Source organism: Burkholderia sp. JPY481, assembly GCF_038900515.1.
In the GTDB taxonomy this organism is placed as follows: Bacteria; Pseudomonadota; Gammaproteobacteria; order Burkholderiales; family Burkholderiaceae; genus Paraburkholderia; species Paraburkholderia youngii.
The window spans coordinates 214,673-238,720 of sequence record NZ_JAYMRT010000013.1; the positions used below are offsets into that span (position 1 = coordinate 214,673).

The window sequence follows — 24,048 nt, forward strand, 5'->3', positions numbered from 1 at the left end:
ACAAGGAAGCCGTAAAGATGAGTGAAGCACAAACCGCCCACAAGCATGATGCGCCGGTCGTCGGCGTATTGATGGGCTCCAGTTCCGACTGGGAAGTGATGAAAAACGCCGTCGCGATTCTGCAGGAATTCGGCGTGCCGTACGAAGCGAAGGTCGTGTCCGCGCACCGCATGCCAGACGAAATGTTCGCCTATGCTGAAAGCGCGCGCGAGCGCGGCATTCGCGCAATCATCGCGGGCGCGGGCGGCGCCGCACACCTGCCGGGCATGCTGGCCGCGAAGACCACGGTGCCGGTGCTCGGCGTGCCGGTCGCGAGCAAGTATCTGAAGGGCGTCGATTCGCTGCATTCGATCGTGCAGATGCCCAAGGGCGTGCCGGTCGCGACCTTTGCGATCGGCGAGGCGGGCGCCGCGAACGCGGCGCTGTTCGCGGTGTCGCTGCTGTCCGGCACCAGCACCGAATACGCGGACAAGCTCGCTGCATTCCGCGTGCGCCAGAACGAAGCGGCTCACGCGATGGTATTGCCGGCGCTGTAAGCGCGCCGGTTGTTTGATAAGACGTCCCCTGTCCGACCCCCGGCCGGGTGCCCGCCGCTCTGTATGCGAGCGCGACGCGTATCCGGCTGCGACCGACCACCAAGATGAACCCAGACAACACACCGGTTTCACCGATTCTGCCCGGCGCATGGCTTGGCATGGTCGGTGGCGGCCAGCTCGGCCGCATGTTCTGTTTTGCCGCCCAGGCGATGGGCTATCGCGTCGCCGTGCTCGATCCGGACGAAACCAGCCCGGCCGGCGCGGTCGCCGACCGCCACCTGCGCGCAGCCTACGACGACGAAGCGGCGCTGACCGAACTCGCGCGGCTGTGCGCGGCGGTGTCGACCGAATTCGAGAACGTGCCGGCCGCGAGCCTCGACTTTCTCGGCAAGACTACCTTCGTGAGCCCGGCCGGGCGTTGCGTCGCCGTCGCGCAAGACCGGATCGCCGAGAAGCGCTTTATCGCGTCGTCGGGCGTGACGGTTGCGCCGCACGTCGTGATCGAGTCGTCGGATGCGCTTGCGGCGCTGGGCGATGCCGAGCTCGAAGCGGTGCTGCCCGGCATCCTGAAAACGGCGCGCATGGGTTACGACGGCAAGGGCCAGGTTCGCGTGCGCAACGCCGAGGAAGTGCGCGAGGCGCATGCATCGCTCGGCGGCGTGCCGTGCGTGCTGGAGAAGCGCCTGCCGCTGAAGTTCGAAGTGTCGGCGCTGATCGCGCGCACGGCGAGCGGGGCGTCGGTTGTCTATCCGCTTGCGCAGAACACCCATCGCGACGGCGTGCTGTCGCACACCATCGTTCCCGCGCCGGACGCATCGCCCGCGCTCGTGCAGCAGGCTCAACAGGCCGCGCTGCAGATCGCCGGGAAGCTCGGCTATGTCGGCGTGCTGTGCGTCGAGTTCTTCGTTCTCGAAGACGGCTCGCTGGTCGCCAACGAAATGGCGCCGCGTCCGCACAACTCCGGCCACTACACGGTCGACGCGTGCGCGACGAGCCAGTTCGAGCAGCAGGTGCGCGCGATGACCAGCATGCCGCTCGGCGACACGCGCCAGCATTCGCCGGCGGTGATGCTGAACATCCTCGGCGACGTGTGGTTCCCGGACGGTCCGAAGCGCGCGGCGGTCACGCCGCCGTGGCAGGAAGTCGCGGCGATGCCGGCCGCGCGCCTGCATCTGTACGGCAAGGAAGAGGCGCGTTGCGGCCGCAAGATGGGTCACGTGAACTTCACCGCGTCGACGCTCGAAGAAGCCCGCACGGCGGCGCGCGATTGCGCGCGGCTGCTGCATATCGCTACCAGCTGAAGCGCGCGCCATGCCGGATCAACAGAAACCCGCCGAGGACGCTACCAACGCGTTGCCGGTCAGCGCGGCGCAGATCGAGCAGGCGGCGGCCTTGCTCGACGCGGGTGGGCTGGTCGCGTTTCCGACGGAGACCGTGTACGGCCTCGGCGGCGATGCCGAGAACCCGGACGCGGTCGCGCGCATTTACGCGGCGAAGGGGCGGCCGGCCAATCATCCGGTGATCGTGCATCTCGCGCCGCACGGCGATCCGAACTACTGGGTCGAACATTTGCCATCCGATGCACAGCGCCTGATCGACGCATTCTGGCCGGGACCGCTGACGCTGATCCTCAAGCGCGCCGCGCGCATACCCGCGGCGGTCAGCGGCGGACAGGACTCGGTGGGCTTGCGCTGCCCGTCGCATCCGGTTGCGCAGGCGTTGCTCGAAGCGTTCAGCGCGTTGCGCAGCGGGCATGGCGGCGTCGCCGCGCCGTCGGCCAACCGCTTCGGACATGTGAGCCCAACCACCGCGCAGCATGTGCGCGACGAGTTCGGCAGCGCGATTCATGTGCTCGATGGCGGCGCGTCGGATGTCGGCATCGAGTCGACGATTCTGGATCTGTCGCGCGGCTTTCCGGCGCTGCTGAGGCCAGGTCGCGTGACGCCGCAGGATATCGCCGACGTGCTCGGCGACGCGCCGCGTCTGCCCGACGGGTCGGACGCGACCGCGCCACGCGCGTCGGGCACGTTGAAAGCGCATTACGCGCCGCGCACGCCGCTCGCGCTGCTGCCGTTCAGCGAGCTCGAGCCGCTGCTCGCGGTGCGCGAGCAGGGCGAGCGCGTCGCGCTGGTCGCGCGCGCGTCGCGTGCGGGACAGTGGGCCGATGCCGACGGCGTGCATTTCGTCGCCGCGCCGGAAGATCCGCACGTCTATGCACGCGAACTCTACGGCTTGCTGCGCGCGCTCGATCGCGCGAACGTCACGCGAATTCTGATCGAGAAGCTGCCGGACACGATCGAATGGATCGCGGTCAACGATCGGCTCGGGCGCGCGGCGGCGGCATTCGAAGCGCAGAACTGATGCGATCGGCTCGCTGCGGTGCATAGCGCGGCTACCCGAAAAAGGCAAAGGCCCGGCTCGTTCAACGAGCCGGGCCTTTTGCTATCCAGGCAAGCTTGACGCTGTGTTACTTGCCAAGCCCGCTAGCAGCGATTTGCTTCTCGACCTGCTGCGCGATCAGCGCGCCCGTATGGGTGCTCGGATGCACGAGGTCGGCGAAAACGTAGCTCTGGTCCGCGCCGGCCACCGTGTAGGTCTGCGGCGAGCAGAACAGCGACGACGCGAGTAAGTTGCCGAAATCCGCGGGCGTCTGACCGGATGCGAGCACGCTCGGGTTCTTCGTCGCGTAGGCGGTCGCGGCCGCGTTCATCGACGCCAAGTTACACGCGGTGCCCGTATTCGACACGGTGAAGCCGAGCGCCTGATAGTTGGCCAACGTCTGGTCCAGCAACGTGTACGAGTCCAGGTAGATCACCTGCGAGGTCGACGCGAGGCCTTGCTTCAGCACGCTGTTGTAGGCCTGGACCAGCCCGTCGATGACTGCCAGGCCTTGTGGGCCCGCGGCGAGGCCTTGCGGCGTTTTCGCGATATCAGGCACGTTCGACACCACCACATGTTGCGCGCCCGCGGCGACGATCTTTTGCACTGTGCCGACGAACTTGGTCGCCGCGGTCACGATCGCCGCTCCTTGGGCCTGCGCGACCGACTGGATCGCGGCAGTTGCTGCCGCCTGCGCGTCGGCCGGGTTGGCGCCGTTTGCGATCGCCGCCGCCGCCGTTGCCGCCGCTTGCGCGCTGGCAGCCGAGATCGTTTGCACCGCGATGAAGATGTCGTTCGCGCCGCCGTTGATCAGCACGAGCTGGTTCCCATTGAAGCTGTTGTTGTGCGCAGACAGATACTGGCTGACCTGTGTCGTGACCGGCACCGTAGTCGCGGCCATGCTGTTCGGCGCGAAGCCGATGCCCGGTTGCAAATCGACACGCGATCCGCCTTGCGCATAACCGAGACCGCCCGCCGCGGTGAGCGGGTTGCCGAAGCCGCCGACGTAGGCGGGGGTGAGCGTGCCGCCGTAGTACTCGGCGACCTTCTGCGTCCAGATTTCGCCCGGATTGGTCGTGAAGCGGCCGCCGCCCGTGCCGACGTTCGCCTGAACCGCGGCCTGGTAGGTGCCGACATCCGACAGGCTGTCGCCGAACGACACGACCTGCAGCGAGACGCCCCCCGGCGGCGTGTTGCTGCTCGAACTATTGTTGTCGCCGCCACCGCCGCATGCCGCCAGCGCGGCGAACGCGGCGCTCGCCACGGCGATCTGCGTGACGCGCAACCATTGCTGTTTCTTCGAAGCGGTTTGATTCATGTTGACTACATCTCCTCTTATATGTGGCCCTTGATGCCATGCGTTGCAGGCGGCGTCCACCGCGTTGGCGGCGTGACGACAGCTTACAGAATCTTCTACGGCCTGCGCGATGTCCGCAGCGCGGCCGTATGGTTGGTGTTCAAGCCGGGTAGTTCGGCGGAAGCTTTGCTCATGATGTCGTTCGTACCCGCATGCGTATGCAAGTTCGATCCCGCGTGGAGGCCGCTGGCGCCGCCAGGCAACACCGCGCGCTGCTGCGCATGATAAGCGGCGGCCCAGGCGGGCGGCGCGAACAGCGCGCTCCACTTGTTGCGCCAGCCGCGCACGCTCGCGAAGTCCGCGGCCATCGACGCCCATTCGTGAAACGTCGCCTTCAGCGGGTTGTACGTGTAAAGCGGCTCGACGATGCCGTACTGCGGCGCCTCGTGCGGATCTTCGTCGACGTAGCTGCCGAACAGGCGATCCCAGATCACCAGTACACCTGCGTAATTGCGATCGATGTAGCGATCGTTGCGCGCATGATGCACACGATGGATCGACGGCGTGTTGAACACGTACTCGAGCCAGCCGAGCTTGCCGATCACCTGCGTATGCACGAAGAACTGGAAGCCGAGATTGATCAGCACGATCGCGACGATCTGCTTAGGGGCAAAGCCGAGGAACGCGAGCGGAATCCAGAACACCCACATGCCGGAGATCGGATACATCAGGCTCTGGCGGAACGCGGTCGAAAAATTCATCCGCTCCGACGAGTGGTGCACGACGTGCGCGGCCCACAGCCAGCGCACCCGATGACTGCAGCGATGAAACACGTAATAGAGCAGGTCCTGCGCGACGAACAGCACGACGAACGACAGCCACGTCGCCGGCCATGTATGAATGCGGTAGTGCTCGTAGAAGAACGCGTAGACAGGGATGATCGCGAGCCATGCGAGCTTGTCGGCCGCCTGCTGCAGCAGCGCGAGGGCGGCGTTGCACAGCGTGTCGCGCCAGCTGTAGAGCCTCTCGGCCGGGCGCGTGCGGCTCGCGTGCCACGCCTCCCAGCCGATGCAGGCAAGAAAGACGGGCGCCATGGCGAGCAGCAGCAATTCGGCATCGAATTGCATCGTGTCTCCCTTCCTGGTCCCTGACCGCCGCGCGGTACGCGGCGGGTGGTGTCGTTATCGTTGGTGAAGGTCGCGCGGTCCGACGACCGGCGCCCTGCGCGGCAAGCGCGTGATGTCGCGCACCGCATGTTGCCCGACAGCGTACACGGTTAGAAGCTTGCCGCGCGCGGCATCGCTAGAAGGAATACTCAGTGGCCGCCGCGCTTGCGCGGGTTTTTCCTGGGCTTCTCGCGCACTTCCTCGATGGGCGCGGAGACCTTCGTGAAGCCCTGCGACGGGCCTTCGTACACCCATTCGAGCAGCGCGTCGTGCGCGGCGCGCGCCGCTTCCGAATGCGGATCGTTGATCAGGCTGACGACGATGTAGCTGTTGCCGTCGGCCGATGCGACGTAGCCCGCGATCGCGCGCACGTCGCGCAGCGTGCCGGTCTTGATATGGGCGTTGCCGCCCGCGCCCTGGCTGGTCAGGCGGTTGCGCATCGTGCCGTCGACACCGGCGATCGGCAGCGAATCGACGAACACCTGCGCGACCGGGCTCGCGTTCGCGCGCTGCAGCACATCGGCGAGCGCGAGCGCGGTGATGTGTTCGTCGCGCGACAGGCCCGAGCCGTTGTCGAGCGATAGGTATTCGGTGTTCAGGCTGTCGCGCGTCAGGAAAGCCTCGACCGCGCGCGCGGCTTTCGCGGGTGTGGCGGGCGCCCTTTCCTCGGCGGCGCCGATCGTCAGGAACAGGTTGCGCGCCATCGTGTTGTTGCTGAACTTGTTGATGTCGCGAACGATGTCCGACAGCATCGGCCCCTCATGCGTCGCGACGAGCTTCGCGCCGACGGGCACCGCGCCTTCGCGGATCGTGCCCGTGAAGGTGCCGCCAGTTTGCTGCCACAGCGCGAGGAAGCCGCGCGCGAAGAACGTCGAGTGATCCAGCACCGCGACGTTGATCGTGCGCGAGTCGCAACGCACCGGCAGGTCGCCGATGAACGACGCAACGAGTGTGCCGTCAGGCTGTGGCGTGACGGTCGGCGTCGGCAGTTCGCCGCGGCATGGGCCGTTCGTCGCGCGCAACTGGTTGTCGATGCGCAACTGAGCGAGCGCGGGCAGCACGTCGATCGCCACTGTGCCGTCCGGCGATGGCGTCAGCGTGAACGACAGCGATTTGAACGCGTACAGAAGCGGATCGGGGCCGACGTTGTACGGCGCGTTCACGTCGTCGTCGAACGCGGGCAGGTCACGGGTCGACGGATCAAAGTAGCGCTTGTCGAGCACCAGCGCGCCGTCGATGCCGTTGATGCCCGCCTTGTGAATCTTCTGCACGAGGTCGATCAGCTCTTCGGGCACGAGCTTCGGGTCGCCGGTGCCCTGGATGTACAGATTGCCGTGCAGCACGCCGCTCGCGTCGAGCGGGCCGTCCGCGTATGCGCTGGTGCGCCAGCGGTAGCCGGGGCCGAGGATCGACAGGCCTGCATAGGTGGTGACGAGCTTCATCGTCGAGGCGGGCATCATCGGCTTGCCGGCGTTCAGCGCGAGGATCGGCGTGCGATCGCCGACCTTTTCGACGACCACGCTGATCGACGACAACGGCACGTGCGCGCGGTGCAGACCGGCCATCACCGGTTGCGGCAGTACCGTCGTGACGTTGACGCTCGGATGGGTGGCCTTGATGCGTGCCTGCGCGGCCAGCGGCAGCAGCGCGCCCGCGCCGAGCGCGGCGGCGCAGAGCCAGACGGCCGCGCGCGTCGCGAAGCGGTTAGGCATGAAGACTGCGCGATGGAGCATACGGCGCGAGCGCAGCGCCATAGGGCGTGCGACGGAAGACAGAAAAGCGTGCGTCATGAACGGGTGAACGGGAGAACGGACGAGCGGGATTTCAAGGTGTGCTGCGCGCGGCGTGCGCGGGAGAATGAAACGGCAAGCTGGGCGGTTCGATGGCGCGGTAGCGCGCCGTCGCGCTGCCCAACGGCCGTCGCGCGACGCAAAGCGCCCATTGTAGTGACATGCTGCGACGCTGCGGTGAAAAAAGCGCCACACACCGCGCAGGCCGGAAGCGGGCGCTAGAATGCGGCATCATCCAATGATTTGGAACGGACAACCATGCGCATCCTGCTAGTCGAAGATGACCGGATGATCGCCGAAGGCGTGCGCAAGGCGCTGCGCGGCGAAGGCTTTGCCGTCGATTGGGTCGAGGACGGCGAAGCGGCGCTGCACGCGGCGGCCGCCCAGCCTTACGACCTCGCGTTGCTCGACCTCGGTCTGCCCAAGCGCGACGGTCTCGAAGTGCTGCGCGCACTGCGCGCGCGCGGCAATGCGCTGCCGGTGCTGATCGTCACCGCGCGCGACGCGGTGGCCGATCGTGTCAAAGGCCTCGACGCCGGCGCTGACGATTACCTTGTCAAACCTTTCGATCTCGACGAACTCGGCGCGCGCATGCGAGCGCTGATCCGGCGCCAAGCCGGCCGCAGCGATTCGACGATTCGCCACGGCAACTTGACCCTCGATCCCGCGTCGCACCAGGTGACGCTCGATGGCGCGCCGGTCGCGCTGTCCGCGCGCGAATTCGCGTTGCTCGAAGCGCTGCTCGCGCGGCCCGGCGCGGTGCTTTCAAAGAGCCAGCTCGAGGAAAAGATGTACGGCTGGGGCGAGGAGATCGGCAGCAACACCGTCGAGGTCTATATCCACGCGCTGCGCAAGAAGCTCGGCGCCGATCTGATCCGCAACGTGCGCGGGCTGGGCTACATGATCGCGAAGGACGCCTGAGCCGATGCGCTCGATTCGCCGACAACTGTTGTTCTGGCTGCTGGCGCTCATGCTGCTCGGCGTCGGCATCGCGGGTTGGCTGATCTACCGGCAGGCGCTCGCCGAAGCGAACGAACTGTTCGACTACCAGCTCGAGCAGATCGCCGCGGCGCTGCCGGCGGAACCTTTCTCGCAGGTGCTCGGCCGCGATACCGGCGACGAGGGCATCGTGCTTCAGATCTGGAACCGCAACGGCATGCTGATGTATTACTCGCGGCCGCGCGCGCCGCTCGCGCCGCGCGCCGAACTGGGTTTTTCGACCGAGCGCACCGACCGCGGCGAATGGCGCGTGTATGGCGCGATCGTCGGCGATAACGTCGTGCAGCTCGCGCAGCCGCTGTCGGTGCGCAACCGGCTCGCCGCCGATGTCGCGCTGCGCACGCTGTGGCCGCTGATCGTGCTGCTGCCTCTGCTCGGGCTCGCGGTGTGGGTGATCGTCGGCCGTGGGCTACAGCCGCTGCGGCGCGTGACGAGCGCGCTCGACTTGCGTCATCCCGAAGCGCTTGATCCATTGCCCGATCAGCGTCTGCCGCTCGAAGTGCGGCCGCTCGTGCGGGCGCTGAACGGGCTGCTGCAACGGCTCGCGACCGCGCTCGATATCCAGAAAGCTTTCGTTGCCGATGCCGCGCACGAATTGCGCACGCCGCTTGCCGCGGTACAGATTCAGGCGCAACTGGTTGCGCGAGCCAAGGACGACACGGCCCGCGGCGAAGCGCTCGCGGATTTGCAGGCGGGCGTCACGCGCGCGACGCGGCTCGCCGAGCAACTGCTCGCGCTCGCGCGCGCCGAGCCGGACGGCGCCGCCGTCGCCGGGGCGCTCGATCTGCGCGAGCTGCTTCAGGAGTGCGTCGCGACCTACGCGCCGCTCGCGCTGAATCGCGGCGTCGACCTCGGCATCGAGGCGAGCGAGCCTGCCAGCGTGACCGGCGACGCCGAAGCGCTGCGCGTGATGTTCAACAACCTCCTCGACAACGCGACCAAGTACACGCCGCGCGGCGGCAGTGTCGACGTCAGCCTGCGCGTCGAGGACGGCCGTCCGGTGGTGCGGATCGCCGATAGCGGCCCCGGCATCGATCCGGCCGATCGCGAGCGCGTATTCGACCGCTTCTATCGCGCGGGAGCGGGCGCGAACCGCGCGCGCACCGACGTGGCGGGCAGTGGCCTCGGTCTCGCGATCGTGCGCCGGATCGCCACGCAACATCATGCTCAAGTCTCGCTCGATGATTCGCCGGCCGGTGGTTTACAGGTCATCGTCCGCTTTTGAGCATGGTGGTTTACTGTTCGGCCAAAACCGGCGTTCATGCCGTTGCGACGGGCTGTTGCGGGCGGTCCGATAAGGTTCCCGCGATCTGGCGCTGCTTAAGATTCTTTTAAGTGACGCCCCTTACGCTCCTCGACATCCAAAGTCACTTTCTCCAGTCAGGAGCTCATGATGAACGCGAAAACCTTGTCCCGCGGCGCCGTTGCGGTAGCTGTGGCCGCTGCGCTTTCAGCCGGCTATGTGGCGGGCCATCGCGATGTGCCCGCACCGCAGATCATCTCGCCGGCGGAAGCCGCCGCGATGATGCCGGCCGAGGCTGCCGCCAAAACTGGTATCCCCGATTTCTCCGGTCTCGTCGAGACCTACGGTCCGGCCGTCGTCAACATCAGCGCGAAGCACGTGGTCAAGCAAGCGGCGATGCGCGGTAATGGCGGCAACCGCCATGGCAACCAGTTGCCGATCGATCCGAACGATCCTTTCTATCAGTTCTACAAGCGGTTCTTCGGCGGCGTGCCTGGCATGCAAGGCGGCGATGGCGGCGACGGCGGCGACTTGCCCGACCAGCCGAGCTCGAGCCTCGGCTCGGGTTTCATCATCAGCAACGACGGCTACATTCTGACGAACGCGCACGTGGTCGATGGCGCGAACGTCGTCACCGTGAAGCTCACCGACAAGCGCGAGTTCAAGGCGAAGGTGGTTGGCGCCGACAAACAGTCCGACGTCGCCGTGCTGAAGATCAACGCGAGCGATCTGCCGACCGTGAAGATCGGCGATCCGCGCCAGAGCAAGGTTGGTCAGTGGGTCGTCGCGATCGGCTCGCCGTATGGCTTCGACAACACCGTGACCTCGGGCATCATCAGCGCGAAGTCGCGCACGCTGCCCAACGAAAACTACACGCCGTTCATCCAGACCGATGTGCCGGTGAACCCAGGCAACTCGGGTGGTCCGCTCTTTAATCTGCAAGGCGAAGTCATCGGCATCAACTCCATGATCTACTCGCAGACGGGCGGCTTCCAGGGTCTGTCGTTCGCGATCCCCATCAGCGAGGCGATCAAGGTCAAGGACGATCTCGTTAAGACCGGTCACGTGAGCCGCGGACGCCTCGGCGTCGCAGTGCAGGGCTTGAACCAGACGCTCGCCGAGTCGTTCGGCATGCAGAAGCCGCAAGGCGCGCTGGTCAGTTCGGTCGACGCCAACGGTCCGGCGGCCAAAGCTGGCTTGCAGCCGGGCGACGTGATCCTGTCGGTGAATGGCGACGAAGTCAACGATTCGACGGATCTGCCGTCGAAGATCGCAGGCCTCGCGCCGGGCAGTTCGGCGACGCTGAAAGTGTGGCGCGATAAGGCCAGCAAGGACCTGAAGGTGACGATTGGTTCGTTCTCGGACGCGAAGGTCGCGTCGGCGAGCAAGACCGATCAGCAGACTCAGTTGCAAGGCCGTCTCGGGGTCGCGGTGCGGCCGCTGACGCCGGAAGAGAAGAGCAGCGCGTCGGTGTCGCACGGTCTGCTCGTGCAGCAGGCGGGCGGTGCGGCGGCGAGCGCCGGCATCCAGGCGGGCGACGTGATTCTCGCGGTCAACGGCCGTCCGGTCACGAACATCGATCAGTTGAAGCAGATGATCTCGGGCGCAGGCAACAGCATTGCGCTGCTGATCCAGCGGGACAACGCGCAGATTTTCGTGCCTGTTGACCTCGGCTGATCCAGTTACCCGGGCGTTTCGAAGGGATCGCCCACCCCAGTTTGAGCTGTAGTAGCGATTGCCGGTCCTTTGCATTTACTGCAAGGACCGGCTTTTTTTCGCCTATCCACCGCGCTGCCGCGAGCGGCATGGACAGACCGAGGGGCGTCAGGCGGCTTGATGCCACGATGGTGATGCATGTTGGTTGACGCTGCCGGGCGGTTGGCACGTAGGTTGCTTAACCCGTTCAGGGTCCGAGCAAGGACTCGAACAAGGAGAGCGAACTGATGGAAATGCAACGCAAGCAGCAAAAGATCGTAGCCGCCGCGCTGTGCGTGGCGCTCACGCTCGGACTGGCGGGCGGCGCATACGCGCAGCAGGCGGGAGTAACGGGTGGCTCGACGACCGACAACACCAGCGCGGGCAACACCAACGGCGGCGGTCTGCCACAAGTCCAGCAGCAGGGCGACGTATCGTACGTATCGGGCGGTGTCGGCCTCGACGAATCGCGGGCGCTGCGACAAGCGCGAACCCAGTGGCCACTGACCTTGCGTTTCACCGGACCCAACGCCGATTTTCTGGCCGATGTGCACGTGCGCATCGTGGATGCACATAACAGCGAAGTGCTGAACACGACGTCGCGCGGACCATTCATGCTGGTGCGCCTGAGCCCCGGCAGCTATACGGTGCACGCGAACTACAACGACCGCGAACAGACGCGCTCGGTCAGTGTGCCCGCGCACGGCAACGTCAAATCGGCGTTCACCTGGAACGTGAAGTAGCGGCTCGATCCGTCCGCCGCGGCGCAGGAAGCGCGCGCAATCGGCCGGAGTTTGGCCGATAATGAAGCCACGGGCGTGTCCCGTGGCTTTGCCGTTCATGCGGCAACAGCCGGTAGTGCAGCGCCCACCCCACCATGGAGCCTGGACATGAGTGATGCGTCGACATCTGCGGAGCGGCCCGACGGCCATACCATCGTGATTCGCGACAACGGCCATCGCGTGCGCGTGATTCACGGCGGCGTGACGATGGCCGACACCCAGGCTGCGCTGACGCTATCGGAGACCGGCCTCGCCGACGTGTTCTATTTCCCGCGCGAGCACGTGAATATGGCCCGGCTCGAACGCTCGACACACACGTCGCATTGCCCGTTCAAGGGCGACGCATCGTACTTCCATCTGCGCACCGAAGATGGCGTGATCGAGAACGCTGTGTGGTGTTACGAAGCGCCGTTCGAGCAGGTCAGTCGCATCAAGGGCTATCTCGCTTTTTACGCATCGCGCGTCGACCGCATCGATCAGACGTCCTGATCCCGCAGTCGCGCGTTCATCGGGGGAGGTTGTCATGGAACTGAACGACGCGTTACGGATTCCACTGCCGCCATCCGAGGTCTGGGACGCGTTGCAGGACCTCGCGCTGTTGCGTGCCAGCCTCGACAACTGCGAATCGTTCGTGCGTCTCGCCCACGGCGAATATGCGCTGACGATGACCGTTCCGCTCGGCCCGTTGCGCGCGCATTATCAGGCGCGCGCGCACGTTGCCGGCCAGGATTCCGGCCCGGCGGACGCGCAGCGCCGCACCATCAACTTCAAGGCACGAGCCGAGGGCATCGGCGCGTTGCGCGGTCAGATCGAAGTGCGTTTGCGCGCGGACGACGGGCGCGAGCGCGGCACGCGCATCGATTACACGTTGTGGGCAACGTCGTCGGGTCCGCTCGCCGAGTTGCCCACGCGCCAGCTCGAGAACGCCTTGCGGCAGATCGCCGACGACTTTTTCGCCGAGTTCGACGCGGTCGTGCGCGCCAAGCACGGCAAGGGGCCGAACCGCGCGAGCGGCGCGGCGCCGCGTCGCCAGTACGTTTTTTTGCGGCCGATCACGCTCGGCGGCATCGCACGGCGCACCCGCATCGAGCACGGCCAGGCGCTGCCCGGACGCGCGGCAAGCGCGTCGCACAGCTGGTCGCATGGCGTGCCGCATCAAGAGCCTGGTCAGCATGTCGTGCCCTACTGGGCGTGGGCCGGGATGATCTTTCTGGTCGCGCTGTTGTTGTATGTCGCGCGCTGGCTCAGCGAGCATTGACGCGGCGCGTCGCGCGCAGCGCCGGATGCAACGCGCGAGCAACACGCCGCGCGACTACGAAATTCCGGTGGCCCACTACGAAATAGCGGTGCTCCCGCCACCGTCATCTAATTCCCGCGAAACTCCCGCCGCCAAGCGCTAGGCGACGTTCGAAACGCGTCCGCGAAATGCTGCCGCAGCGATGCGGCCGAACCGAATCCGGCGCTCGCCGCGATCGCTTCGACCGACTCGTCGGTGCTTTCCAGCAGTTGTTGCGCCCGCGCGAGCCGCTGCGCGAGCAGCCACGCGCCGACGGTGGTGCCGGTCGTGAGCCGGAAGCGTCGCGTGAAGGTGCGGCGGCTCATCAACGCGCGCGCGGCCAGTGTGTCGAGCGTATGCGGCGCGGCCAGGTTGCCGCTCACCCAGTCGAGCAGACCAGACAGACGATCGCCGCGCGGATTCGGCGGCATCGGCTGCTGCACGTATTGCGCCTGACCACCCTGGCGATGCGGCGACACGACCAGCCGGCGCGCGACGTGGTTCGCTACCCGTGCGCCGCAAATCTTGCGCAGCACGTGCAGGCAGCAGTCGAGGCCGGCGGCGGTGCCGGCCGAGGTCAGCACGTTGCCGTCGTCGACGTACAGCACGTCGGGGTCCAGCCGCACGCGCGGATACCGGCGCGCGAAGTCGTCGGCCCAGGCCCAGTGCGTCGAAGCGGGCCGTCCATCGAGGATGCCCGCCGCGGCCAGCACGAAAGCGCCGAGGCACAGGCCGACGAGCAGTGCGCCGCGCTCGTGCGCGGCCCTCAGTGCATCGAGAAGCGCGGCGGGCGGCGTTTCGTCGGGGTCGCGCCAGCTCGGCACGATGATCGTCTGCGCGTCGGCAAGCGCTTCGAGTCCGTGCGTAACCGCGATCGAGAAGCCCGCGGTCGTCGCGAGCGCGCCGGTCTCCGCGGCGCAGACGCGGAAGTCGAAGGCGGGGACACCGCCGCCGCGGCGGTCCTCGCCGAACACCACGCATGGCACCGACAGATGGAACGGGCTGATGCGGTCGAACGCGACGACGGCGACGACGTGGCGCGGCACCTGAGCGGAGATATCGTCGGAAGTTGCGAAGGTGGTCATGCCGCACGCCTCATTCATGAAATGCCAGAAGTATGGCCCGATTCTAGCGAAGCTTGTCATCCGGGCCGCTGTCGGCGCGCAGACAGCGGCGCAACAATCCCGTCATTGCCGTCGCGCCGCAGCCATCGCGCTGGGCGCGCGCCATTGACCGTTTTTCTGACAAGGAGCCTTGCCATGAGCACACCCGCGCCGCGCCGTGCGCTGATCGTCATCGACGTGCAGAACGAATACGTGAGCGGCGACCTGCCGATCGAATTTCCGGACGTGCGCACGTCGCTCGCCAACATCGGTCGCACGATCGATGCCGCGCGCGCCGCCGGCGTGCCGGTCGTCGTCGTGCAGAACGTCGCGCCCGCCACTTCGCCGCTGTTCGCGCGCGGCAGTGCCGGTGCGGAACTGCACACGGTCGTGAGTTCGCGCGCTCACGATCATTTCGTCGAGAAGTCACTGCCGAGCGCATTCGCCGGCACCGATCTGGCCGACTGGCTCGCCGCCCGGCAGATCGATACGCTGACCGTAACCGGCTACATGACCCACAACTGCGATGCGTCGACGATCAACCACGCGGTGCATGCCGGCCTCGCCGTCGAGTTCCTGCACGACGCGACCGGCTCGGTGCCGTACGAAAACAGTGCGGGCTTCGCGAGCGCGGAAGAGATTCATCGCGTGTTCAGCGTGGTGCTGCAGTCGCGGTTCGCAGCGGTCGCGAGCACCGATCAGTGGATCGCGGCGCTCAAGAGCGGCGCGCCGCTCGAGCGCGGCAACATCTATGCGTCGAATCAGGCGGCGCGAGCGCGCCGGGCGGTTGCCTGAACCCGGCGCGCAGGCGGGTGGTCCGGTCCACAAATAGAAAACGGGCGGTTCACCGAACCGCCCGCTGCGCCAATCCTCAACGCTAGCGCGCTTCCTACGCCGCCTTTCTGCGCAACGCCGGACTGACGCGCAAGCCGTCGAACATCACTTGCACCATCTGCTGCGCGTGCGCGCCGAAGTCGGTTGCGTCGGGCAAAAACAGCATGTCGCGCAACGAGCCGCCGACGAACGCGTGCACCATCGCCGCGGCAAGCTTCGTGTCGAGGTCGGCGGGCATCTGGCCTTTCGAGATCGCGTTGCGCAGACCGCCCTCGAGCTTCGCGAGCCCCTCGCGCATGTTGGTCTGATAGCGTTCCATCACCGGCCCCATGTCTTCGACCAGCTCGCACTTCAGAAACAGGATGTCGAACACGCGGCGGCGGCGGGGATCGTTGGCGGTGTCGCGCAGGCAAACCACGCAGATTTCCATGATGCGCCCGAGCGGATCGATTTCGTTGGGATCGAGCGATGCCGCCTTCAGTTCGTCGAGCGGCAGCAGCACGCGGTCGAACATTTCGGTGAAGAGCTCGCTCTTGTGTGCGAAGTGCCAATAAATGGCGCCGCGCGTCACGCCCGCGGCCTGGGCGATATCGGCCAGCGACGTGCGCGATACGCCCTTCTGGAAGAAGATCCGTTCGGCCGCGTCGAGAATGCGGTTGCGCGTCTCCAGCGCCTCTTCTTTGGTTCTTCTGACCATATTGGTATGACCTGCGCTGATCCTGGGGTTTATGCGGGCGTTTTTAAGTCGGCCTGATGCCAATTTGACTATTTCTGCACCGAATTGCGACGCGAATTTGCGAGCCCCGATCCCTGGAAGATATAAACGCACTTTTACATGCATTCGTGAATGTATATATAATAGCACCCCACGATCGGATAGCCCAAGCCGTGACGACCGGTTAATATCCGTCACTGTTGTCTTCCAAAACGCTATCGCAGCCGCCAAACGGCGGTGCTGTGCGGCATTCCCCGGTATGGCGCATTCATAGCAGGGCGCCCTGCAGGCGCAGGTTTGCATCCGTGGGCTTCCGGTTGAGCGTCGAGAGACGCTTGTGTGCGCTGTCGTCCCCGGGGTAGGGATGCGCGCACTTTTTCATTCTCAGTCTTTGACAGAGGTCGCTCCATGCGCGTCGAACGGGTTCCATTCCGCTTAATCAGTGCCGCGACGGCTGCCATCTTGCTGGCGGCGTGCGGACCAAAACAATCTGCCCCGCCGCCCCAGACGCCCGAAGTCGGCGTCGTCACCCTTCAGCCGACGACCGTTCCCGTCGTCACGGAACTCCCCGGCCGTACCAGTGCCTTCCTCGTCGCGCAAGTGCGCGCGCGGGTCGACGGCATCGTGCTGCGCCGCGAGTTCACCGAAGGTAGCGAGGTCAAGGCCGGCCAGCGTCTGTACAAGATCGATCCGGCGCCCTTCATCGCGTCGTTGAACAACGCGAAGGCATCGCTCGCGAAGGCGCAGGCGAACCTCGTGACGACCACCGCACAGGCCAGTCGCTACAAGGTGCTGGTCGCGGCGAACGCGGTCAGCAAGCAGGACTACGACAACGCGGTCGCCGCCGAAGGCCAGGCCGCCGCCGACGTCGCCGCCGGCAAGGCCGCGGTCGATACCGCGCAGATCAACCTCGGCTATACCGACGTGACCTCGCCCGTGACCGGCCAGATCGGCGTGTCGCAGGTCACGCCGGGCGCCTTCGTGCAGCAGAGCGCGGCCACGCTGATGGCCACGGTCCAGCAGCTCGATCCGATGTACGTCGACCTCACGCAATCGAGCCTCGATGGTCTGAAGCTGCGCCGCGACATGCAGGAAGGGCGTCTGAAGACGACCGGCCCGGGCGCCGCGCAGGTCACGCTGGTGCTGGAGGACGGCCGCATCTATTCCGAGAAGGGCAAGCTGCAGTTCACCGACGTGACCGTCGATCCGGGCACTGGCTCGGTCACGGTGCGCGCGATCTTCAAGAACCCGAACCACGTGCTGCTGCCGGGCATGTTCGTGCGCGCGAAGATCGAAGAGGGCGTGAACCAGAACGCGCTGATCGTGCCGCAAGTCGGCGTCACGCACGACCAGAAGGGTCAGCCCACCGCGCTCGTCGTCGACAACGACAACAAGGTCGAGCTCCGTCAGCTCGTCACCTCTGGCACCTTCGGCTCGTACTGGGTGGTGTCGAACGGGCTGAAGCCGGGTGACCGCGTGATCGTCCAGGGCACCGAAAAGGCGCGGCCCGGCCAGCAGGTCAAGCCCGTGCCGGCGCAGCTGCCCGGCAACCCGGCGTCCGACGCGGCCGCGGGCGGCGCCCAGACAGCTCAACCCGCGGCTCAGCCTGCCTCCGCCGCTTCGGGCGCGTAATAACAGGGAGCCCGCCTCATGGCAAAGTTCTTTATTGATCGCCCGATTTTTGCATGGGTGATCGCCATCATCCTGATGCTCGCGGGTCTCGCGTCGGTGTTCACACTGCCGATCGCGCAATACCCGACCATCGCGCCGCCGGCCATCCAGATCAGCGCAACCTATCCGGGTGCTTCGGCGAAGACGGTGGAAAACACCGTGACGCAGGTGATCGAGCAGCAGATGAGTGGTCTGGACCACCTGCTGTATCTCGCGTCGACCTCTGACGACTCGGGCACGGCCACCATCACGCTGACGTTCGCGGCCGGCACCAACCCTGACATCGCCCAGGTGCAGGTGCAGAACAAGCTGCAGCTCGCCACGCCGCTGCTTCCGCAGGCGGTGCAGCAACTCGGCTCCCGAGTCACGAAGTCGAGCAGCAGCTTCCTGATGGTGATGGCGTTCGTGTCGACCGACGGCAGCATGAGCAAGTACGACCTCGCGAACTACGTCGCGTCGAACATTCAGGATCCGATCAGCCGTATCGACGGCGTGGGCACGGTGACGCTGTTTGGCTCACAGTACGCGATGCGGATCTGGCTCGACGCGAACAAGCTGAACAACTTCGGCCTGACGCCGCTCGACGTCGAAAGTGCGCTGCAGGCGCAGAACGTGCAGGTCGCGGGCGGCTCGCTCGGCGGCACGCCGTCGGTGCCCGGCCAGGTGCTGCAGGCCACGATTACGCAGGCCACGCTGCTCAATACGCCCGAGCAGTTCGGCAGCATTCTGCTGAAGGTGAACCAGGACGGCTCGCAGGTGCGTCTGCGCGACGTGTCGCACATCGAGCTCGGCGGCGAAAACTACAACTTCGACACCAAGTACAACGGTCAGCCGACGGCAGGCTTCGGTATCCAGCTCGCCACGGGCGCCAACGCGCTCGCCACCGCGAAGGCGGTGCGCACGAAGATCGCCGAACTGTCAAAGTACTTCCCGCACGGTCTGGTGGTGCAGTACCCCTATGACACGACGCCGTTCGTGCGTCTGTCGATCGAGGAAGTGGTCAAGACGCTGCTCGAAGGGATCGTGCTGGTGTTCCTCGTGATGTACCTGTTCCTGCAGAACCTCCGTGCCACGCTGATTCCGACGATCGCGGTGCCGGTGGTGCTGCTCGGTACGTTCGCGATCATGAGCGTGGTCGGGTTCTCGATCAACGTGCTGTCGATGTTCGGTCTCGTGCTCGCGATCGGCCTGCTGGTGGATGATGCGATCGTGGTGGTGGAAAACGTCGAGCGGGTGATGCAGGAGGAGGGTTTATCCCCTCGCGAAGCAACCCGCAAGGCGATGGGTCAGATCACCGGCGCGCTCGTCGGCGTGGCGCTCGTGCTGTCGGCGGTGTTCGTGCCGGTGGCGTTCTCGGGCGGCTCGGTGGGGGCGATTTACCGGCAGTTCTCGCTGACGATCGTCGCGGCGATGGTGCTGTCCGTGCTCGTCGCGTTGATTCTGACGCCGGCGCTGTGCGCGACGATCCTGAAGCCGATTCCGAAGGGGCATCACGAAAAAGCCACCGGCTTCTTCGGCTGGTTCAACCGTACCTTCAACAAGAGCCGCGACAAATATCACTCGGGCGTGCACCACGTGATCAAGCGCTCGGGCCGCTGGCTAATCATCTACATGGTGGTGATCTTCGCGGTGGGGCTGCTGTTCGTGCGTCTGCCGAAGTCGTTCCTGCCCGACGAAGATCAGGGCACGATGTTCGTGCTGGTGCAAACGCCGTCGGGTTCCACGCAGGAAACCACCGCGCGCGCGCTGAAGGACGTGTCGGACTACCTGCTGAACGACGAGAAGGCGATCGTCGAATCGACCTTCACGGTGAACGGCTTCAGCTTCGCGGGCCGTGGCCAGAACGCGGGTCTCGTGTTCGTGCGGATGAAGGATTACGCGCAGCGCCAGCACGCGGACCAGAAGGTGCAGGCACTGGTCGGGCGTTTGTTCATGCACTTCAGCAGCTACAAGAACGCGGTCGTGTACCCGGTCAATCCGCCGTCGATTCCTGAACTCGGCACCGCGGCGGGCTTCGACTTCCAGTTGCAGGACCGCGGGGGCATCGGTCACGCGAAGCTGATGGAAGCGCGCAACATGCTGCTCGGTCTGGCGGCGAAAGATCCGACGCTCGCGCAGGTGCGTCCGAACGGCCTGAACGATACGCCGCAGTTCAAAGTGAGCATCGACCACGAGAAGGCTTCGGCGCTCGGCGTGTCGCTTTCCTCAATCGACCAGACGTTCTCGATCGCCTGGGCCTCGGCGTACGTGCAGAACTTCCTCGACACCGACGGCCGGATCAAGAAGGTGTACCTGCAGGGCGACGCGCCGTTCCGGATGAAACCGGAAGACGTGAATGCCTGGTTCGTGCGCAACGGCGCAGGCGCGATGGTGCCGTTCTCGGCCTTCACGAACACCGAGTGGACCTTCGGTTCGCCGAAGCTCGAGCGCTACAACGGTATCTCGTCGGTGGAAATCCAGGGTGCTGCCGCGCCGGGCAAGTCCACCGGTCAGGCGATGGTGGCGATGGAACAGATCGTCACCAAGCTGCCGGCGGGTATCGGCTACGAGTGGACGGGTCTGTCGCTGCAGGAGCGTCAGTCGGGCTCGCAGGCGCCTATCCTGTACGGCATCTCGATTCTCGTCGTGTTCCTGTGTCTCGCGGCGCTGTATGAAAGCTGGTCGATTCCGTTCTCGGTGATCATGGTGGTGCCGCTCGGCGTGATCGGCGCACTGCTGGCTGCGACGCTGCGCGGGCTCGAGAACGACGTGTTCTTCCAGGTGGGTCTGCTGACCACCGTGGGTCTGTCGGCGAAGAACGCGATTCTGATCGTGGAATTCGCGCGCGAACTACAGCAGAGCGAAGGCATGGGGCCGATCGAGGCCGCGCTCGAAGCGGCGCGTCTGCGGTTGCGACCAATTCTGATGACCTCGCTCGCGTTCATTCTCGGCGTGCTGCCGCTCGCGATCAGTAACGGCGCGGGCTCGGCCAGCCAGCACGCGATCGGTACCGGCGTGATCGGCGGCATGTTGACGGCGACCTTCCTCGCGATCTTCATGATCCCGATGTTCTTCGTCGTGATTCGCGCGAAGTTCGGCGGTGAGAAGGAAGACCCGGATGAGGCGCTGCGCCACTACGAACAGCACCATCCGCACGATCCGCAAGGCGGTGCGACGGGTGGCACGACCGACGGGTCGAATGGCAATGGCTCGGGCAAGGATGGGCATTGAGATGCAAAAACACTCTTTGATTGCAGTGGCGGTCGCGCTGCTCGCCACCGGTTGCACGCTGGCGCCGCACTACCAGCGGCCCGCGGCGCCCGTAACGGCGACCTTCCCGACCGGCGGCGTGTACGACCAGCAGCCGGGCGCGCAGGGCGCACGCAGCGCGAACGGCCAGGCCGCCGCCGACATCGGCTGGCGCAACTTCTTCGTCGATCCGCGTCTGCAGCAGCTGATCGAAATCGCGCTGAAGAACAACCGCGATCTGCGGGTGTCGGTGCTGAACATGCAGGCGTCGGCGGCGCAGTACCGCATCGTGCGTGCGGGTCTGTTCCCGACGCTCGACGCCGCGGCCTCGCAAAGCAGGTCGCGCACGCCGAAGGACCTGACGTTCACCGGCGTGACGATCTCCAACACGTATTCGGTGGGCTTGAACGCGTCGTGGGAAATTGACTTCTTCGGGCGCGTGCAGAGTCTGAAGGATCAGGCGTTGGCCAAGTATCTCGGCACCGCGCAGGCGCGCAAGGCCGCGGAAATTTCGCTGGTCTCGCAGGTGGCGAACCAGTACATGACGGTGCTCGAACTGGACGATCTGCTGAAGGTCACGCAGAGCACGCTGGTTACGGCGCAGGAGTCATACCGGATCACCAAACTGCAGTTCGACAACGGCACGGGTTCGGAACTCGATCTGCGCCAGTCGCAAACGGTCGTCGAGACCGCGAGCGCGAACCTGCAGTCGCAGATGCGGTTGCGGGCCCAGGCCGATAACGCGCTGGTGCTGCTGATCGGCGAGCCGTTGCCGGCGGATCTGTCGCCAGGCCTGCCGCTGAGCGACCAGAATCTGCTCACGGATATTCCGGCGGGCCTGCCGTCCGATCTGCTGACGCGTCGTCCGGACATCATGGAAGCCGAGGAGAATCTGCTCGCGGCCAACGCGAACATCGGCGCGGCGCGCGCCGCGTTCTTCCCGCGGGTCACGCTGACCGGCAGCGCCGGCACGTTGAGTCCCACGCTCGGCGGGCTGTTCAAGCCGGGTTCGGCGGCATGGAGCTTCGCGCCGTCGATCACGCTGCCGATCTTCGAGGGCGGTCAGAACATGGCCAACCTCGATCTCGCCAACATCGAGAAGAACGTGCAGATCGCCACGTATGAAAAGGCGATCCAGACGGCCTTCCGTGAAGTGGCGGACGGACTGGCCGCGCGCGGCACCTACGACGAGCAGATCGCGGCGCTCGAGCGGGATGTCGCGGCCGAGCAGCGCCGGCTGGATCTGTCGACCCTGCGTTACAAGAACGGTGTCGACAGCTATCTGTCGGTGCTGACCGCGCAGACCGCGCTGTACGTGGCTCAGCAGGCGCTGGTGACCGCGCGCATGGAGCGTCTGCAGAACCTGGTCACGCTGTATCAGGCGCTCGGCGGCGGCTGGATCGAGCACAACGGCGACCAGCCGCGTCCCGCCGACGCGCCGGTCGACTACGGTGCAGCGAGCGCGCCGGTCGCGGCATCGGCGGCGACCGCGGGGTGAGCCCGGCAGGTTGATGAAACGCTGAAGCAAAACAGAAACGCCACGGCATGCCGTGGCGTTTCTGTTTATGCGCGGCGCTCGGTGCCGCGTGAAGCATCAGCGATGCATCGACGGGCTCAGTGCAGATCCGCCGCCCGCAGCATCTCGTTGCCCTGCGGCTCGCTGCCCGCGCTCCTGTCGAGATCGTGCCCGGCGCGGCGAAGCTCGCTCTTCGCCTTCTTCTCGCTCTTCACGCCGTTGAAGATCAGGTTCAGCACGACCGCCGACACCGACGCGAGCAGAATCCCGCTGTGCAGCAGTGGCGACAACGCCGGCGGCAGTTGCGAGAAGAAGTGCGGCGACACCACCGGCACGAGGCCGAGCCCGATGCTGACCGCGACGATGAACAGGTTGTGCTGATTCCTGACGAAGTCGACGCGCGACAGCACCTTGATGCCGTTCGCCGCGACCATGCCGAACATCACGATGCCCGCGCCGCCGAGCACGAACGCCGGCACCGACGCGACCACCTGCGCCATCTTCGGAAACAGGCCGAGCAGCACGAGGATCACGCCGCCCATCGCGCACACGAAGCGGCTCTTCACGCCGGTCACACCGATCAGTCCGACGTTCTGCGAGAACGACGTATGCGGGAACGAGTTGAAGATGCCGCCGATCAGCGTGCCGAGACCATCGACGCGCAAGCCGCGCACCAGCGTTTTCTGATCGACCGGACGATCGACCATGTCGCCGACCGCGAGGAACATGCCGGTCGATTCGATGAACGTGACGAACATCACGGTGACCATCGTCGCGATCGACAGCGGATCGAAGTGCGGCAGACCGAAGTGAAACGGCATTACGAAGCCGACCCACGGCGCGTGCATGACGCCGTCCAGGTTGACGCGGCCGAGCATCAGCGCGATCGCGAAGCCCGCGACGATGCCGAGCAGCACCGAGATGTTGGCGACGAAACCCCTGGCGAACTTGTTGATCAGCAGGATCAGCGTCAGCACGAGCAGCGACAGGCCGAGGTAGACCGGATTGCCGTATTCGGGATTGCCGACACCGCCTGCCGCCCAGTTGATGCCGACTTCCATCAGCGACAAACCGATCACCGAAATCACCACGCCGATCACGACCGGCGGGAAGAAGCGCAATAGCTTGCCGACCGCGGGCGCGAGCAGAATGCCGATCACGCCGGCCGCGATCGTCGAGCCGAAGATGTCGAGGAGGCCGAGCGAAGGATTAGTGCCGATCGCGACCATCGGGCCGACGGCCGCGAACGTGCAGCCCATGATGACGGGCAGACGGATGCCGAAGATCCACAGTCCGAGCGTCTGGATCAGCGTGGCGATGCCGCAGGAAAAGAGATCGGCGCTGATCAGGAACGCGACCTGGTCTTTCGGCAGCTTCAGCGCGGCGCCGATGATCAGCGGCACCGCGACCGCGCCAGCGTACATGACCAGCACGTGCTGGATGCCGAGAGTAAGCAACTGGCCGGCCGGTAGGCGCTCGTCGCACGGGTGAACCGTGTTCGCTTGCATATTGTCTGTCTCCACCATCTCGTTTTGGGATGACTCCAAGGTATCGGGGACGAAAAGCCGCAACAAGACCATACGTGGCTATTCCGGCATTCCCGGCGACGATATGCACAGGCCTATTTTGAAAGGCAAATCGAAGCCACGCGTGGCGCGGATCAGCAGTGCAGCGGCGGCGAGCCCTATGCGGCGGCGATTGCCGACGCGGTGCGTCGCGTGCGCGGCGCGGCTTCGTCGCCGGCGGGGATATGTGTGAGAATCAATGGCGTGTATCACGCTTCCCGCATAGTCCAGTTTTGACGACGCTCGCCGCACG

19 protein-coding genes are annotated in these 24,048 nt (G+C 65.8%); 13 read left to right on the forward strand and 6 right to left on the reverse strand.

Annotated elements, in window-relative coordinates; all coding sequences use genetic code 11:
• Positions 1-17: 17 nt before the first annotated feature.
• From purE to VSR82_RS27555, 3 genes are all read left to right on the forward strand, one after another.
• Positions 18-536, forward strand: coding sequence for a 5-(carboxyamino)imidazole ribonucleotide mutase (gene purE, locus VSR82_RS27545; protein WP_368583969.1), 519 nt, complete (start codon positions 18-20; stop codon positions 534-536).
• Between the two features lie 104 nt (positions 537-640).
• Positions 641-1,837 carry a 5-(carboxyamino)imidazole ribonucleotide synthase gene (locus VSR82_RS27550; protein ID WP_429458011.1) on the forward strand — a complete coding sequence of 399 codons (1,197 nt, stop codon included), beginning with the start codon at positions 641-643 and terminating at the stop codon, positions 1,835-1,837.
• A gap of 10 nt (positions 1,838-1,847) precedes the next feature.
• A complete protein-coding gene (locus VSR82_RS27555) occupies positions 1,848-2,897 on the forward strand; it encodes an L-threonylcarbamoyladenylate synthase (protein ID WP_498858245.1) in 1,050 nt (349 codons plus the stop codon).
• Positions 2,898-3,003: 106 nt separating this feature from the next.
• Here the strand turns inward: VSR82_RS27555 and VSR82_RS27560 are convergent, their stop codons facing one another.
• The 3 genes from VSR82_RS27560 to dacB all read right to left on the reverse strand — a co-directional run bounded on the left by VSR82_RS27560 (position 3,004) and on the right by dacB (position 7,111).
• Entirely contained in the window at positions 3,004-4,233 is a 1,230-nt protein-coding gene (locus VSR82_RS27560; protein WP_429458016.1) for an SGNH/GDSL hydrolase family protein, read from the reverse strand.
• Positions 4,234-4,328: 95 nt separating this feature from the next.
• Positions 4,329-5,339 (reverse strand): sterol desaturase family protein, encoded by a 1,011-nt coding sequence (locus VSR82_RS27565; protein WP_410848569.1) that lies wholly within the window; start codon positions 5,337-5,339, stop codon positions 4,329-4,331.
• A 188-nt stretch (positions 5,340-5,527) separates the two neighbouring features.
• On the reverse strand, positions 5,528-7,111 hold the full coding sequence (gene dacB / locus VSR82_RS27570) for a D-alanyl-D-alanine carboxypeptidase/D-alanyl-D-alanine endopeptidase (RefSeq protein WP_429461833.1): 1,584 nt from the start codon (positions 7,109-7,111) through the stop codon (positions 5,528-5,530).
• Between the two features lie 315 nt (positions 7,112-7,426).
• Here dacB and VSR82_RS27575 point away from each other — a divergent pair, with 315 nt between their 5' ends.
• The 6 genes from VSR82_RS27575 to VSR82_RS27600 all read left to right on the forward strand — a co-directional run bounded on the left by VSR82_RS27575 (position 7,427) and on the right by VSR82_RS27600 (position 13,145).
• On the forward strand, positions 7,427-8,089 hold the full coding sequence (locus tag VSR82_RS27575) for a response regulator (RefSeq protein ID WP_429458018.1): 663 nt from the start codon (positions 7,427-7,429) through the stop codon (positions 8,087-8,089).
• 4 nt (positions 8,090-8,093) lie between these two features.
• Complete coding sequence (locus VSR82_RS27580) at positions 8,094-9,392, forward strand: ATP-binding protein (protein ID WP_429458020.1); 1,299 nt, start codon at positions 8,094-8,096, stop codon at positions 9,390-9,392.
• A gap of 168 nt (positions 9,393-9,560) precedes the next feature.
• Entirely contained in the window at positions 9,561-11,087 is a 1,527-nt protein-coding gene (locus VSR82_RS27585) for a DegQ family serine endoprotease (RefSeq protein ID WP_429458022.1), read from the forward strand.
• Between the two features lie 266 nt (positions 11,088-11,353).
• On the forward strand, positions 11,354-11,848 hold the full coding sequence (locus tag VSR82_RS27590) for a carboxypeptidase regulatory-like domain-containing protein (protein ID WP_429458024.1): 495 nt from the start codon (positions 11,354-11,356) through the stop codon (positions 11,846-11,848).
• Positions 11,849-11,995: 147 nt separating this feature from the next.
• The gene (locus tag VSR82_RS27595; RefSeq protein WP_013090413.1) at positions 11,996-12,376 is read left to right on the forward strand and encodes a DUF427 domain-containing protein; all 381 of its coding nucleotides are present in this window, start codon (positions 11,996-11,998) and stop codon (positions 12,374-12,376) included.
• A gap of 34 nt (positions 12,377-12,410) precedes the next feature.
• Entirely contained in the window at positions 12,411-13,145 is a 735-nt protein-coding gene (locus VSR82_RS27600) for an SRPBCC family protein (RefSeq protein WP_429458026.1), read from the forward strand.
• 107 nt (positions 13,146-13,252) lie between these two features.
• Here VSR82_RS27600 and VSR82_RS27605 read toward each other — a convergent pair whose 3' ends face one another.
• Positions 13,253-14,248 carry a helix-turn-helix domain-containing protein gene (locus tag VSR82_RS27605; RefSeq protein ID WP_429458028.1) on the reverse strand — a complete coding sequence of 332 codons (996 nt, stop codon included), beginning with the start codon at positions 14,246-14,248 and terminating at the stop codon, positions 13,253-13,255.
• A gap of 174 nt (positions 14,249-14,422) precedes the next feature.
• Between VSR82_RS27605 and VSR82_RS27610 the strand changes: the two genes are divergently transcribed.
• On the forward strand, positions 14,423-15,061 hold the full coding sequence (locus VSR82_RS27610; RefSeq protein ID WP_429458031.1) for a cysteine hydrolase family protein: 639 nt from the start codon (positions 14,423-14,425) through the stop codon (positions 15,059-15,061).
• A 94-nt stretch (positions 15,062-15,155) separates the two neighbouring features.
• On the opposite strand, the gene VSR82_RS27615 is transcribed toward VSR82_RS27610, so the two are convergent.
• Positions 15,156-15,797, reverse strand: a complete 642-nt coding sequence (locus tag VSR82_RS27615) for a TetR family transcriptional regulator (protein ID WP_368583957.1) — start codon at positions 15,795-15,797, stop codon at positions 15,156-15,158.
• 426 nt (positions 15,798-16,223) lie between these two features.
• Here VSR82_RS27615 and VSR82_RS27620 point away from each other — a divergent pair, with 426 nt between their 5' ends.
• The 3 genes from VSR82_RS27620 to VSR82_RS27630 are packed head-to-tail and all read left to right on the forward strand — an operon-like array spanning position 16,224 to position 22,212.
• Positions 16,224-17,447, forward strand: a complete 1,224-nt coding sequence (locus VSR82_RS27620; RefSeq protein WP_429458034.1) for an efflux RND transporter periplasmic adaptor subunit — start codon at positions 16,224-16,226, stop codon at positions 17,445-17,447.
• 18 nt (positions 17,448-17,465) lie between these two features.
• Complete coding sequence (locus tag VSR82_RS27625; RefSeq protein ID WP_368583955.1) at positions 17,466-20,696, forward strand: efflux RND transporter permease subunit; 3,231 nt, start codon at positions 17,466-17,468, stop codon at positions 20,694-20,696.
• 1 nt (position 20,697) lies between these two features.
• Positions 20,698-22,212: an efflux transporter outer membrane subunit gene (locus tag VSR82_RS27630; RefSeq protein ID WP_498858246.1), complete on the forward strand. Its 1,515-nt coding sequence runs from the start codon at positions 20,698-20,700 to the stop codon at positions 22,210-22,212.
• A 116-nt stretch (positions 22,213-22,328) separates the two neighbouring features.
• Here VSR82_RS27630 and VSR82_RS27635 read toward each other — a convergent pair whose 3' ends face one another.
• On the reverse strand, positions 22,329-23,738 hold the full coding sequence (locus VSR82_RS27635) for a nucleobase:cation symporter-2 family protein (protein WP_429458039.1): 1,410 nt from the start codon (positions 23,736-23,738) through the stop codon (positions 22,329-22,331).
• Positions 23,739-24,048: the final 310 nt, after the last annotated feature.